Origin of the sequence: Halalkalicoccus jeotgali B3 (assembly GCF_000196895.1) — an archaeon.
Lineage (GTDB): Archaea > Halobacteriota > Halobacteria > Halobacteriales > Halalkalicoccaceae > Halalkalicoccus > Halalkalicoccus jeotgali.
This window is the reverse complement of record NC_014297.1, coordinates 1,127,468-1,140,869: the sequence shown is the minus strand read 5'-3', so window position 1 is coordinate 1,140,869 and position 13,402 is coordinate 1,127,468. Positions and strand designations below refer to the sequence as shown.

The 13,402-nt window shown below is 65.4% G+C and carries 16 protein-coding genes; 12 read left to right on the top strand and 4 right to left on the bottom strand.

The window, feature by feature from the left end; genetic code table 11:
• Positions 1-60 precede the first annotated feature (60 nt).
• From HACJB3_RS05845 to HACJB3_RS05805, 9 genes are all read left to right on the top strand, one after another.
• Positions 61-837, top strand: a complete 777-nt coding sequence (locus HACJB3_RS05845) for a GIDE domain-containing protein (protein ID WP_008414796.1) — start codon at positions 61-63, stop codon at positions 835-837.
• A gap of 38 nt (positions 838-875) precedes the next feature.
• Positions 876-1,232: an Hsp20/alpha crystallin family protein gene (locus HACJB3_RS05840; RefSeq protein WP_008414794.1), complete on the top strand. Its 357-nt coding sequence runs from the start codon at positions 876-878 to the stop codon at positions 1,230-1,232.
• Between the two features lie 6 nt (positions 1,233-1,238).
• On the top strand, positions 1,239-2,903 hold the full coding sequence (locus HACJB3_RS05835) for an ABC1 kinase family protein (RefSeq protein ID WP_008414793.1): 1,665 nt from the start codon (positions 1,239-1,241) through the stop codon (positions 2,901-2,903).
• Between the two features lie 31 nt (positions 2,904-2,934).
• Positions 2,935-3,333 (top strand): GNAT family N-acetyltransferase, encoded by a 399-nt coding sequence (locus HACJB3_RS05830; protein ID WP_008414792.1) that lies wholly within the window; start codon positions 2,935-2,937, stop codon positions 3,331-3,333.
• Between the two features lie 24 nt (positions 3,334-3,357).
• Complete coding sequence (locus HACJB3_RS05825; RefSeq protein ID WP_008414791.1) at positions 3,358-4,428, top strand: aminotransferase class I/II-fold pyridoxal phosphate-dependent enzyme; 1,071 nt, start codon at positions 3,358-3,360, stop codon at positions 4,426-4,428.
• Between the two features lie 44 nt (positions 4,429-4,472).
• Positions 4,473-4,850 (top strand): translation initiation factor IF-5A, encoded by a 378-nt coding sequence (locus HACJB3_RS05820; RefSeq protein WP_008414790.1) that lies wholly within the window; start codon positions 4,473-4,475, stop codon positions 4,848-4,850.
• Positions 4,850-5,674 carry an agmatinase gene (speB, locus tag HACJB3_RS05815; protein ID WP_008414789.1) on the top strand — a complete coding sequence of 275 codons (825 nt, stop codon included), beginning with the start codon at positions 4,850-4,852 and terminating at the stop codon, positions 5,672-5,674. Before HACJB3_RS05820 ends, speB begins: the two co-directional genes overlap by 1 nt.
• Before the next feature lie 235 nt (positions 5,675-5,909).
• Positions 5,910-6,671, top strand: coding sequence for a Nif3-like dinuclear metal center hexameric protein (locus tag HACJB3_RS05810; RefSeq protein ID WP_008414788.1), 762 nt, complete (start codon positions 5,910-5,912; stop codon positions 6,669-6,671).
• Positions 6,672-7,022: 351 nt separating this feature from the next.
• Positions 7,023-8,105, top strand: coding sequence for a deoxyhypusine synthase (locus HACJB3_RS05805; RefSeq protein WP_008414787.1), 1,083 nt, complete (start codon positions 7,023-7,025; stop codon positions 8,103-8,105).
• A 168-nt stretch (positions 8,106-8,273) separates the two neighbouring features.
• On the opposite strand, the gene HACJB3_RS05800 is transcribed toward HACJB3_RS05805, so the two are convergent.
• Positions 8,274-8,924 (bottom strand): helix-turn-helix domain-containing protein, encoded by a 651-nt coding sequence (locus tag HACJB3_RS05800; protein WP_008414786.1) that lies wholly within the window; start codon positions 8,922-8,924, stop codon positions 8,274-8,276.
• Positions 8,925-9,159: 235 nt separating this feature from the next.
• Here HACJB3_RS05800 and hpt point away from each other — a divergent pair, with 235 nt between their 5' ends.
• The 3 genes from hpt (at position 9,160) to HACJB3_RS05785 (ending at position 11,109) form a co-directional block, all read left to right on the top strand.
• Positions 9,160-9,705, top strand: a complete 546-nt coding sequence (hpt, locus tag HACJB3_RS05795; protein WP_008414784.1) for a hypoxanthine/guanine phosphoribosyltransferase — start codon at positions 9,160-9,162, stop codon at positions 9,703-9,705.
• 182 nt (positions 9,706-9,887) lie between these two features.
• A complete protein-coding gene (locus HACJB3_RS05790) occupies positions 9,888-10,076 on the top strand; it encodes a hypothetical protein (RefSeq protein WP_008414783.1) in 189 nt (62 codons plus the stop codon).
• 121 nt (positions 10,077-10,197) lie between these two features.
• On the top strand, positions 10,198-11,109 hold the full coding sequence (locus HACJB3_RS05785) for an NAD+ synthase (protein WP_008414782.1): 912 nt from the start codon (positions 10,198-10,200) through the stop codon (positions 11,107-11,109).
• Between the two features lie 297 nt (positions 11,110-11,406).
• On the opposite strand, the gene HACJB3_RS05780 is transcribed toward HACJB3_RS05785, so the two are convergent.
• Genes HACJB3_RS05780 through HACJB3_RS05770 form a run of 3 tightly spaced genes read right to left on the bottom strand, consistent with a single transcriptional unit; the run spans position 11,407 to position 13,382 of the window.
• Complete coding sequence (locus HACJB3_RS05780; protein WP_008414781.1) at positions 11,407-12,135, bottom strand: hypothetical protein; 729 nt, start codon at positions 12,133-12,135, stop codon at positions 11,407-11,409.
• A 45-nt stretch (positions 12,136-12,180) separates the two neighbouring features.
• Positions 12,181-12,834, bottom strand: coding sequence for a hypothetical protein (locus tag HACJB3_RS05775; protein ID WP_238532840.1), 654 nt, complete (start codon positions 12,832-12,834; stop codon positions 12,181-12,183).
• Between the two features lie 53 nt (positions 12,835-12,887).
• Complete coding sequence (locus HACJB3_RS05770) at positions 12,888-13,382, bottom strand: CBS domain-containing protein (protein WP_008414779.1); 495 nt, start codon at positions 13,380-13,382, stop codon at positions 12,888-12,890.
• Positions 13,383-13,402 lie beyond the last annotated feature (20 nt).

Genomic DNA, 13,402 nt, shown 5'->3' with positions numbered 1-13,402 from the left:
CCCGGGAATAAAAGCCCACGTCGCCGATACGTTTACATCAAGAAACCGTGACGTTCGGCTATGGTCCTCGCCTCCCCGATCGCGTTCCTCGTGCTCGTGGTCTGTGGGGTCGTCGTCCTCGGGTCGATCCTCGTCGCCGGCCGCGAGTTCCACACCGCCTACCGGGTGTTCTCGGCCCCGACCGGGCGGGTAAGCGATCTGCTGACCGATTCGGAGGGAGCGATCGAACTCCACGGCACCGCACGGACCACAGACGGGACGGTCCCGGGCCCCGTTACCGGCACGGAGTGCCTGCTCGCGGAGGTCGTCGTCGAGGAGTACGAGTCGAACCAGCACGGCGGTTCGTGGACCGAGGTCGATTCGGCAACCCGGTCGAGACCGTTCGTGCTCGCGGACGACTCAGGGAGCGTACTCGTCGATCCGCGCGCGGCCAACGTACGGCTCGGGCGGGACGTCGAGGAAGTCCGTGTCGACGGCGGGACCGCCCCGTCCGAGCAGATCCGGCGGTACATCGAGGACAACGACGACCTCTCCAGTGAGAACACCCACCTCGACGTGGGACCGCTCTCGTTGTCGACGGGGACGGACCGGCGCTACACCGAACGGCGGCTCCGGCCCGGCGGGGCTGTCTACGTCCTCGGGCGGGCTCGACCCGAATCGGGGCGTGCGGGCAGCGTCAACGCGGTGGTCGGGGCGGACGTCGAATCGGGGACCCGACTGCTGGTATCGGATCGCTCGCCGCGGGCGACGGGGCTTCGCGCGCTCGGTCGCGGCGGATTGTATCTCGTGCCGGGGGCGCTCGTCGCGGGGATCTGCCTGCTCGTGTTCGTCGCCTGACCGCGGGCTTTTTCGCCCCCGCGTCCCTACCGTCGGGTATGTCAGCGCTGCGCGAGGCCCTGCGGGAGTTGCCCGAAGCCGTTTTCGCCGACCTGCTCGAAGGTGAGGAGGCGTATCTGGTGGTGATCGACCTGCCCGGCACGACGGGCGAGACCACCGAGATCACGACCGAAGACCGCCGGATTCGGGTCGAAGCGCGCCGCGAGAAGACGGTCCCCGCTGACTTCGAGTACGTCCGCGAGGACCGTTCGCTGTTCGTGGATCTGGACTTGCCCCTGCCCCCGGACGCGATCGGCGAGGACGCCCACGCGACCCTCGATCAGGGCGTCCTCGAACTGGAAATCCCCCGCCGACCGCCGACCGAGGAGACGATCATCCCGATCGAGGACGCATAGGCCCGGATGGTACGGCTCCGTGCGTACCGCCGGTTTTTCGTCGTTGCATGGCAGTTCCTGCCGTTGCTGTGGGCCTATACGCGGGATCGACGCCGATTCGTGTTCTTCGGGCGCGGACGGCAGGTGGACGTCGAAACCCAGCGCGAGCGTGCAAATCGGCTGTTGGAGTCGCTGTTGACGCTGGGACCGACGTTCATCAAACTCGGTCAGTTGCTCTCGACGCGCCCGGATGTCCTCCCGCCGGCGTACATCGAGGAACTCTCGAAGCTCCAAGACGAGGTCCCGCCCGCCGAGTGGGCAGAAGCGAAGAAGGTCCTCGAGGAGGACCTGGGCCCCGTCGAGGAGCGCTTTTCGGAGTTCAACCGCAACGCGATCAGCGGCGCGAGTCTCGGACAGGTCTACCGGGCCTATATCGACGACCGGCTCGTGGCGGTGAAGGTCCGGCGACCCGACATCGAGTCGCTGATCGAGGCCGACCTGCGGGTGATCAAGTTCTCCCTTCCCCTACTGTTGCGGTTCGTCCAGGACGCTCAGGCGTTCTCACTGGAGAACCTCTCGGAGGAGTTCGCGAAGACGATCCGCGAGGAGATGGACTACGAGCGGGAAGCCGACATGCTCCGGGAGATCCGCGGGAACTTCGCGGGCAACGACCGGGTTCGGATCCCCGGGATAGTCGAGAGCCACTCGACGGGACGCGTCCTCACCATGGAGTACATCGGCGGGACGAAGATCAGCAACGTCCGCGAACTCGACGAGAAGGGGATCGACCGCCACGAACTCGCGGAAACCCTGCAACGGACCTACCTCCAGATGATCATCGACGACGGGGTCTTCCACGCCGACCCCCATCCCGGCAACCTCGCGGTTCGCGAGGACGGGGCGATCGTCTTTTATGACTTCGGGATGAGCGGGCGGGTCGACCCGTTCATCCAGGGCAAGATCGTCGAGTTCTACATCGCCGTCGCCAACCAGGACATCGACGCCATTCTGGACACCCTGATCGAGATGGGGACCCTCTCCCCGGAAGCCGACCGGCAGGTGATGGGCGAGGTGATGGAACTGGCGATTGCGGACGTCCGCGGCGAGCAGATCGAACAGTACCGCGTCAACCAGATCATCAGCCAGATCGAAAACACCATCTACGAGTTCCCCCTCCGGTTGCCGTCGAACCTCGCGTTGGTCCTTCGTGTCGCGACGGTCGTCGAGGGTGTCTGTGTCACGCTCGATCCAGACTTCGACTTCATCGAAACCGCGACGGAGTACCTCTCGGAAGAGGGCTATCGCGAGGAGACGGCAAAACAGGTCGCCGAGGAGACCGGCCGGGAGCTGTGGGATTCGACGCGGGCATCGATCCGCCTGCCCCAGACGGCCGACCGCACGCTGACGAAACTCGAACGCGGGAACGTCGCAGTCAACGTCGATATCGAGGACCCGAACAACGTCTTCGACCGGTTCGCAAAGCGGCTGATCTACGGGCTGATCCTCTCGGTGACGCTCATCTCGACGTCGATCATCTACGCGTTTCGGGCCTGGCAGCCCGCCGTCGTCCCCGCGCTGGTGTCGGTGTTCATCATCTACGTGCTCTATCGGTCGTTCAAGAGCCGCCGCAAGGGGATCCGCGCCCGACCGCAGTTCACCCGCCAGAGCATGCGAAGGCGCCGCGAGGAGTGATCAGTATGATCCCGCGTCCTTCCACCCGACTATGAGCTACGAAATCGAGACCGAACCGCCCACGCCCGCGGAGTTCGTCTCGCTGCGCCGCGCCGCGGGGTTGAACCCCCACACCGAGGCGGCCGCCCGCCGCGGACTGGGCAACGAGCTGTTCGCGGTGACCGTCCGCGACGGCGAGCGGGCGGTCGGAATGGGACGGATCGTCGGCGACGGGGCAACCGTCTATCAGATCGTCGATATCGCCGTCCATCCCAACCGGCAGGGCGAGGGACTCGGCCGGCGGGTGATGGAGGAGCTGCTCGCGTATCTCGACGAGAACGCCCCCGAGACGGCCTACGTCAACCTGATCGCGAACGTTCCGGAGTTCTACGAACGGTTCGGCTTCGAGGCGTGTGCCCCCGAGTTAGTCGGGATGGACCGGCAGGGTTGATACACGCACCACCGTAGCCGCCGCATGGAGATCGCCCCCTTCGAGCTCGAACGCTGGTTCGACGAGTACGAACACGAGGCCGATATCATGCTCGCCGAGAGCGGGATCCGAAGCCTCCCCGCAGAGCGCTTCGACACCGACCCCGGACAGCTCGGCTACGTGATTCCGACCGACGGCGATCCCGAGTTCCGTGCCGAAGTCGGGGAGCGCTACGGCCGGTCGGCCGAGGAGGTTTGTTTCACCTGTGGAACCCAGGAGGCGAACTACCTCGTCTTCCGGTCGTTGCTCGACCCCGGAGATCACGCGGTCGTCGTCACGCCGACCTATCAGGCGCTTTCTGCGGTACCCGAGTCGATCTGTGCGGTCTCGCAGGTCGAACTCGAAGCGCCCGACTGGACGCTGGATCTCGATGCGGTCGCGGACGCGATTCGACCCGAGACCCGTCTGCTCGTGCTCAACAACCCAAACAACCCGACCGGGAAGTACCACTCGGAGGAAACGGTCGAGGCGCTGTACGACCTCGCCGAAGAGAACGACACGTACCTGCTCTGTGATGAGGTCTACCGGCTGCTCGCAGAGGAGTCGATCGCGCCGGTGGCCTCGCTTGGCGAGTACGGGATCAGCACGACGAGCCTGACGAAGGCCTACGGGCTCGCCGGACTTCGCTTCGGGTGGATCGCCGGACCAAAGGAAGTGATCGAGGGGGCTGTGCGCTGGAAGGACTACACCACGATCTCGCCGTCGGTCTTCGGTCAGCACGTCGCGAAACAGGCGCTGGGCGGACAGGAGGAGGCGATCCTCGAAGAGAACCGCGAGCTGGCGCGCGAGCATCACGATCGGGTGGCGGCGTGGATCGACGAACACGGGCTGTCGTGGCACGACCCCGTCGGCGTCAACGGGTTCGTCAGCGTGCCCGAGGGGTTTCCCGATGGAAAATCGTTCTGTCGGGCGGTCGTCGAAGAAGAGAGCGTCGTGCTCGCACCGGGGGAGTTCTTCGGCTTCGAGGAGTACTTCCGGATCGGATTTGGACTCAATACCGAGGCCCTCGAGGAGGGTCTCGACCGGGTCGGGCGTGTGATCGAACGCCACGAGTAGCGCGTTCCAAACCACTTATACAGCTACCGTGGATACCGCTCCCTATGGTAACGCAGCAAAAGCAGGTTCGCGATCTGCAGGAGGGCGGCTACGTCATGATGGACGAGGCGGCGTGTAAGATCACCCACTACAGTACTGCGAAACCGGGCAAACACGGCAGCGCGAAAGCCCGCGTCGAAGGCAAGGGCGTCTTCGACAGCAAGAAACGCAGCTTCTCCCAGCCCGTCGACGCGAAGATCCGCGTCCCGATAATCGAGCGAAAGCAGGGCCAGGTCATCAGCGTCGAGAGCGACACCGTCGCACAGGTGATGGACCTCGACACCTACGAGACCATCACGATCAGCACGCCCTCCGATGCCGACCTCTCGCCCGAGGACAGCATCGAGTACCTCGAGATGGAAGGCCAGCGAAAGATCGTCTGATGTTTCCCGGTGCGTCGGCACCACGCGAGGACGCCGAGTACGTGGTCGTCGGCGCGCCCCTCGACGTCTCGACGAGTTTCCAGCCCGGCACGCGGTTCGGCCCCGATCGAATCCGAACGTTCGCCGAGGCGTTCGACGACTACGACCGACGGACCGACCGGCACTTCTCTGCCCTCTCCGTGTCCGATCACGGTGACGTCCACGCCTGGAACGACGTGCCCGCATACATCGAGTACCTCTCGGGTGTGCTTCGCGACGTCGTCTGGGACGACGCGATCCCCCTGCTTCTGGGCGGCGAACACACCGTCAGCACCGCGGGCGTCCGAGCGACCGAGCCCGAACTGTTCGTCACGATCGACGCCCATCTGGACCTCCGGAGCGAGTACGACGGCGACGAGTGGTCCCACGCCTGTATCACCCGGCGAGTACTGGAGACGGCCGAAGAGGCGATCGTCGTCGGTGCTCGCACGGGAAGCGAAGAAGAGTGGGAGCGCGCCGCCGAGGGGGACGTCACGGTCGTCGCGCCCGAGGACGCAAGCACGTGGCTCGGCTCGACCGACGCGACGGAGCGCCTCTCGGGACGAGACGTCTACCTGAGCGTCGACATCGACGGGACGGACCCCGGTTTCGCCCCCGGGACGGGCACCAAAGAGCCGTTCGGGCTGACCCCCCGCGAGATGCGTGAGGTCGTTCGGGTGGTCGCGCCCCACGCTGTCGGATTCGACGTCGTCGAGGTCAACGACCGCGACGACGGGCAGGCCGCGGCGCTGGGCGGAAAGCTACTCAGGGAGTTCGTCCACGAACACGCGAATAATCGGACGTAGCGCCGAAAGAACGCCGTCGGTCGATCGACCGTCACTTCGAGGAGCCGGTTCGGCGAACGATTCGCCGTGCCTTGCTGGTGATGCGCCGTCTGACGCTGCGTGGCAGCCGTCGCCACGTCCGCATGGCCTTTCGAACCTTGCTCATCGTGAGTCACCTCGTTCGATCCGACGTTGCGCGAACCGCACGCGCACTCGTTAACACACGTTCTTAACGGTGGCGATCGAACCGGCCGGCATGAAGCTGATGATGCTGTGTAAGCGCTACGACGAGCGGCTCCGAACAGACGCCTTCGCCGATCTCGACGCGAGCGCGAACGGCCTCCAGGTCGGCTCCGAGGGCGAGGTCGGCCACGTCGCCTTCGCGGTCGACGCCGCCGTCGAAACCATCGAGCGGGCCGCCGAGGCCGGCGCGGACGTCCTCTGTGTCCACCACGGGCTGGTCTGGGGCGGGCTGGAGCGGATCACGGGCCGGGCCCACGACCGGATCGCCGCGCTGATCGAAAACGAGGTGGCGCTGTACGTCTCGCACCTCCCGCTCGATTCCCATCCCGAACTCGGAAACGCCGCCGGGGTCGCGGATCGTCTGGGACTCGAAGACTCGGAGCCCTTCGGCTCGCTCGGCGGCGAGACGATTGGACTATCCGGGCATGCGCCCTCTGCGTTCGGTGTCGACGAACTCGCCGAGACGCTCTCGGACCTCGATACCGGCGGTCGGGACGCGCGAATCCTCGATTTCGGACCCGAATCCCTCTCGGAGGTGGCGATCGTCACCGGAAGCGGGGCCGATTGGCTGGATGAGGCCGCCGAATCGGGTGCGGACGCGTTCGTGACCGGCGAGGGCAAACAGCAGATCTACCACGAGGCCCGCGAAGCCGGCGTGACGGTCGCGCTCGGGGGCCACTACGCGACCGAGACGTTCGGCGTTCGCTCCCTACAGGCGCTCGCCGATGACTGGGGGCTCGAAGCGACGTGGATCGACGCCCCGACGGGAATTTAGTTCAGTAATTTGACGTCAAAAACCGTCATCGAGTAGGTAATAAATGTATCACTAATTCGGTATCGGAAACGATCAGGACAGAACGCACGAAATTAATTGGTGGATAGTAATGGGCTATCAGGTAGTACACGTTGGTGTATTCCCCCGGGGGCTCACAGCCCGATCGGAGGAGTACGGACGGGTCCAACGACGCTCGACCCGTGTTCGTCTCTGTGCGGTCTCCTGGCAGAAACCGCACCGCCGGCGAACAGGGGGCGGTCCGACCATCCGACAACGGGCCGCCCCGCATGGCTATTCCCCTTTCCATCGTGGTATCGAACGCTTGAAACGCCTGCCGGTCCCAGCAGATTCATGACCGACGAAACCCCTCCACGCGAGGAGTTCGCCCACGATCCGATCGAGCACGCGAGGGTTCGCGCCGGGATGAGCGTCGGCGAACTGGCCGCCGAGTACGGCAACGCAGGGATCGGCGCGGCGGACCTCCACCGGGCGATCGGGATCACCGAACAGATGTTCGGAGAGGAAGACGTCAGCGTCTTCTTCGGGCTCGCGGGCGCGATGGTCCCCACTGGGATGCGCCGGCTCGTGGTCGATCTGATCCGCGACGGCTATATCGATGCGTTGGTGACGACCGGCGCGAACCTCACCCACGACGCCATCGAGGGGATCGGCGGCAAGCACCACCACGGGCGCGCCGGACCACACGACCGACGGCCCGGCGCGCCCTGCTCACACTCGCCCGACGACTCGCGTGAACACGGGGAGCACGGCGAGGACACCGAACGCGAACACGACGAAACCCTGCGCGACGAATGGGTCGACCGGATCTACAACGTCTATCTCCCACAGGAACACTTCACCCTGCTCGAGACCCACCTCCGAGAGGAGGTCTTTCCCGCGTTCGATGGGACGGTCTCGATTCAGGAGCTGACCGCCGAACTCGGGCGGGCGACCGCAGAGGTCAATCGGGAAGAGGGAATCGAGGAGGACCCTGGCATCGCCGCCGCGGCCTACGAGGCGGGCGTCCCGATCTACTGTCCCGCGATCCAGGACTCGGTGCTCGGCCTGCAGGCGTGGATGTACTCCCAGACATCGGCGTTCTCGCTGGATGCGCTCTCGGACATGACCCACCTGAACGATCTCGCCTACCACGCCGAACGGACGGGGGCGTTCGTCGTCGGCGGCGGCGTGCCGAAGAACTACGTCCTCCAGACGATGCTCGTGACGCCGACCGCCTACGACTATGCGGTGCAGTTGACGATGGATCCTCCTCAGACGGGCGGGCTCTCGGGGGCGACGCTCGACGAGGCGCGCTCGTGGGGCAAGATCGAGAAGGCCGGCGAGAACGCCTCGGTCTACGCGGACGCGACGATCACGCTCCCGCTGGTGCTGGCGGCTGCTCGCGAGCGAATCGAACAGGAAGAAGGTGGATGAACTCCGGGTGGGTGCCTCTGACAGCGGTTCCATGGCCCGATGCGTGACACAGCCGACAGCGGGTGAGCGCCGTATCTTCCGTCGGTACGGAACTCGTCGGGCCGCAGACTACGATAGTCCCGCCGACAGTATTGCTCTATCCGTTCACAGCTGAACTGATTTATATACTCACGCCGGGTACGACGACAGACCGATATGTTCGAGCAGGGCCGCCTGCCCGCGTCTCAGTCGGCCCGCGACCGCCCGCGGAGAGATGCCAAGCTCCGCGGCGACCTCCTGTAGCGTGACGCTGCGGGGCTCCTCGAAGTAGCCCTGTCGGTAGGCGACCGTCAGTGCCTCCTGTTGCTCGGCTGTGAGTCCGTAGCGGTCCTCGTCGGGAGTGTGTGTCGGGATCACCCGTTCGATCGTCAGGGGAACGTTCCGATCCTCACAGAACGATCGGAAGTCGGTGACGTCGGTCCGCTCGGCGAATCGGACCTCGAAGTGCCACTCCTCGGGGGTCGCTCGGGCGTCCAGCAACGCTCCCTCCGAGCGACTGATCGCAAACAGCGTCCCGGCCTCCTCGCGGTTCCATCGGACGGAGAACAGCGCGCCGTCCTCGACGCGGTCGACCAGCGTGATCCGGTCGATCGCGGGTTCGTCGTTCGCGGACGCCACGAACGCCTCTGGATCCCGACCCCAGACCCAGAAGAAGGGGAGGATGGTGTCGTCCGTCGGGACGATGCGGTCGATTTCGATCAGCGCTTCGGACTCACCGCCTAGTGCCCGGCCCAGCGAACAGGAGTCCGCAGGAACCGTGAACTCGATGACGGTACTCATCACTGACTCTGGCACTCGGATCGATATACGAGTATCGCTTGTTCGACCATCAACATATCATCGGGACGAGCGGGCCGAAAGCAACCCTCTTTGGCACGCCGCCGGTAGTCATCACCGGCCGATGACGAACACCCGCACCGAGCACGTCTAGGCAGCGTGCGATGAGGAGCCCTATGAGTGCCGAGGCCACCCGGCAGAACGATCCGCTTTTAGCCCGAATGCCCGAAGCCGTGCCATGGAGACGCTCATCGCCTCGCTCGACGACGCGCCGATCATCGACAAGGACGGCTACGAGTACCTCGTCCACCCGATCAGCAACGGCGTCCCGATGCTCGATCCCGCGCTGTTGCGCGAGGTCGTCGTCGAACTCATGCAGACGGCGGAGTTGGACGTCGATAAGATCGTCACGCCCGAGGCGATGGGGATCCACTTATCGACCGCCCTCTCCTTGCAGACGGACATCCCGCTCGTGGTGATCAGAAAGCGCGCCTACGGGCTCGACGGCGAGGTCTCGCTCCACCAACAGACGGGCTACTCCGAATCGGAGATGTACATCAACGACGTCGAGGCCGGCGACCGCGTGCTCGTCGTCGACGATCTGCTCAGCACCGGTGGCACCCTCGCGGCGATCTGTGCCTCGCTTTCGGATATCGGCGCCGAGATCGCCGACGTCGTCGTCGTGCTGCGGAAGGTCGGTCCCTCCGCACTCGACGACACCGAGTTCGAGGTGACGAGCCTGCTCGACATCACCGTCGAAGACGGCGAGGTACTCGTCCACTGAGCGGTCGAATCGCCGGTTCGACCCTGCCCGATACCGTACCGTCCGATCCGGCAGCCCCCCAATCTACCCGAACATTCATTATGTATCGGCTGCTGGGACGAACTACAGATGTCGGTAGTACGTGTCCAGGACTGACCGCCACCCCGCCAGCATCGCTTTCCGATCATGGAACCCGACACCCGATGAGTAGCACCCCACAACCCCACCGACCCGCGACCGAATCGCCACGAACTACTCCCATCGAACGAAACAGGGAGCCGACTGCCGGCGCGCCGGCGACCTTCGACACCGGCTGCCGTCGCCGGCTCGGCTGTCTGATCGACGACGAGAACCTCGGCGTCTCGCCCGCCTTCAGCGCCGATCGCGACTAACCGGTTCCGGCCCGTTCTTACGGAGCGTGTAGATCCCGGGTGGGACGCCGGGCTCGCCAGAACACCTTACTTTGTTTAAGGATAGTGCTTATATATGATAGATAGTCGAGTGTCTACCGACATGGAAGATTGTACCGCAGAGTATATCGAGAATAAAACTACGTACGGTCGGTTTTTCGAACACCCTCACGAAGGACCGTTCCTGACGGCGTCGATGGACCTCGAACGGGTTCGAGAGGAGGTCGTCTCGTTCATCAGCCAGCGCGTCGAGCGGGCGGATGCGGAGGGGGTCGTCGTCCCGATGAGTGGCGGCATCGACTCGACGGTGACGGCGGCGATCGCCGCCGAGGCCCTCGGAGCCGATCGGGTGTTGGCGCTGCGCTTGCCCTGTCACAAGACGGAGTACCTCGACGCGACGGACGCCCGGACGATCGCCGAGGGGCTGGGGATCGAACATCGGGAGGTCCAACTACGGGGGCTGCTCGACCGTTTCGAGACGCAGGTCGCCCCGACGATCGGACCGACGGACGAGCGGGACGCACTCGGGAACGTCGTCGCACGGCTCCGGATGACCTGTGCGTACTACGCGGCCAACGTTCGCTCGTCGCTCGTACTCGGGACCGCGAACCGCTCGGAGTTGCTGCTCGGCTACTTCACGAAGTACGGCGACGGCGGGGCGGATCTGCATCCGCTGGGTGATCTCTACAAAACAGAAGTCCGGGCGCTCGCGACCCGGGTGGGGGTCCCCAGGCGGATCGTCGAAAAGGACCCCACCGCCGGGTTCTGGGCCGGGCAGACCGACGCCGACGACCTCGGCGCACCATACGACCTGCTCGATGCGATCCTGACGGGACTCATCGACGAGGGAAAGCGCGCGGAAACGGTCGCGGACGAACTCGGCGTCGAACGCGGGATGGTCGAAGAGTACGGCCGGCGCTGTCGATCATCGGCCCACAAGCGGGCATCGCCACCGAAACCGGGAATCGGGGATCGGCCCGCTTTCGGGGTCGGGTCCGACGACCGGGCCGAGTAACGTCGTCCGAACGGGGCGGTATCCTGCGTCTCTTCGAAGCGGGCCATCGGGATCAAGCGAGAACTCGTCGTGGCGGATGTGGCGTAATGGAGAACGACAGCCACTGCCGGGCCTCTACGGCGGTGGCGGGCTCCGAGGATTACACATGGCGGTTGGCGTTCGCAGGCGATACTCCGTATCGGATCACGTCGGTGTGTGCTTTTCTGTCATGCCATGTGCGAACGGAAGTGATGGCCTATAATAACAGTTCCCCATATATCGATTCTAACTAGTAATAACCCTTAATCACACACTAGGCTACTCCGTCCCGATCGACACTTCTCGCAGGTCGCTTTCGACGTCCTCGACGTGATCGTTGTACGCCGCGACGAATCCCGGAAACGCCGGCGCGTGCTCGCGGATGTCCGTCGCCGAGGGCGGTTCGTACTGCGAGAGGAGATAGACGCCCCCCGAACCACCGACCCGGAGGTACGAGGCGCCGTCGCGGTCCCACTTCAGTTCCCAGCGCGTCCCCGAGACGCGGGCGGTGAACGTGCCGTACTCACCGCCCTCGTAGCGGTGGAGTTCCCCCGCGATCAGATCACAGGCCTCGCGGATCCGTCCGAGGACGCGATCGCGCTGGGCGACGACCTCGTCGGTCGTCTGGACGGCCGGAAACTCCGTCTCGATCCCATCGAGGACGCCGTCCAGCGAGCGAACGTACTCGTTGTAGGCCTCGACGAACGCCCCGTAATCGGAAAGGGCGTCCGCGAGCGCCGCGGGCTCGGGGGGCTGTTTCGTCGAGACGACGTAGGTTTCGGAGCCGGCGGCCGGATCGTAGCGAAGATACTGGAGGTCGCCAGCCTCGTATTTGACGGTCCACTCGCCCCGTTTCGTCGAGAAGGTCCGCTGGCCGTACTCGCCACCCTGTAGCCGGGCGAGCTGGTAGGCGACTCGTCCGGCGTGATCGCGCACCTCCCCGACCAGTTCGTCGCGTCGGGTCCGCACCGCCTCGCTATCACCCTGCAGATCGGGCCACTCGGGCATACCCTCTCGAGGGGTTCGACGCGGGATAGGCTATCGGTCGGGCGCCTATCGGTCCGCACGGATCCGTTTTCGCGGGCCGATCGTCGGCGAGTCGGTCGCCGTGAGCGCGGAGATCGCATAGCCCGCGCCGACCACGCCCGCGAGGATCGCGGCGACGATCGCGACGGCGTAGATCGCGTTCATCTCGGCGAGTCCCATGGGGAGCCACGTCCAGAGGATCCCCGTCGCACCGAAGACCACGCCCAGCCCCGCGAGCCACGCCCCGAGCGGCGTGCCGTCGGCCCAGTGGACGATCCAGAGCACCGCGCCGGCGACGAGACCGCTCACGACGACGGCCCCGAGCAGGAAGGCCACGAACTCCAGTACCGACGTCGAGGCCGCCGGCATCGGCGTCCCGTCGAGAACCGCGAGGCCGGCGGCGATCAGTTCCCGGACGGTACCGAAGGCCGCGTCGAGGCCGGCGGCGGCCACGAGAAAGCCCTCGCGGGCCAGTTCGATCGCCGTTTCGCGCGCGCTCGTGACCCGGGCCGCGTCGAGATACGCCGTCCCGTAGGCCAGCGCGTGAACCGCCCCGACCAGGCCGACGACGACGAGCACCGCATACGGCCACCGCCGGACCAGCCACACGGCTCCTGCGACGAGCGCGAGTGCGAGCACTGCCATCCCCCACGTGATCGTTAGTCCTCCCAGTTGGATCATCGTCCTCCCCCAGTCAGGGTACGATTAGTCATCCAGCGTAGAGAAGCTTGCGCTCAACGATCCAGTTCCACTCGCAGGGCCCGCAGGAGGTCCTCTCGGGTGATGATCCCGACGAGTCCCCCGTCTTCGAGGACCGGCACGCGGTTGATGTCCCGGTCCTCGCCCGCGAGAATCGAGAGGACCTCCCCGACGCCCGAGTCGGCCTCGACGGTGACGACGTCCGTCGTCATGATCTCGCGCACGTCCTTGCGGGCGTTCTTCACGAAGTCGATACCCAGATCGAGTTCGTCGAGCGAGAAGTCCACGGCATATGGCAGCGTCTCGCTGAAGGGCGGGACGCCGATGGGGATCCAGACTAGCCGATCCTTCTTGCGAAAGAGCCGCACGAAATCACCCTGCGTGACGATCCCCACCACCCGACCGTCCTCGACGATCGGAAAGCCGTTGAAATCGGCCTTCGCGAGGCGTTCGAGCACGGTGCCGACCTCGTCGTCGGGGCTGGCGGTCTCGACGTCGGTCGTCATGATCTCGCGGGCGGAGAGGTCCATGTGTGATGGTCACTCGGTGG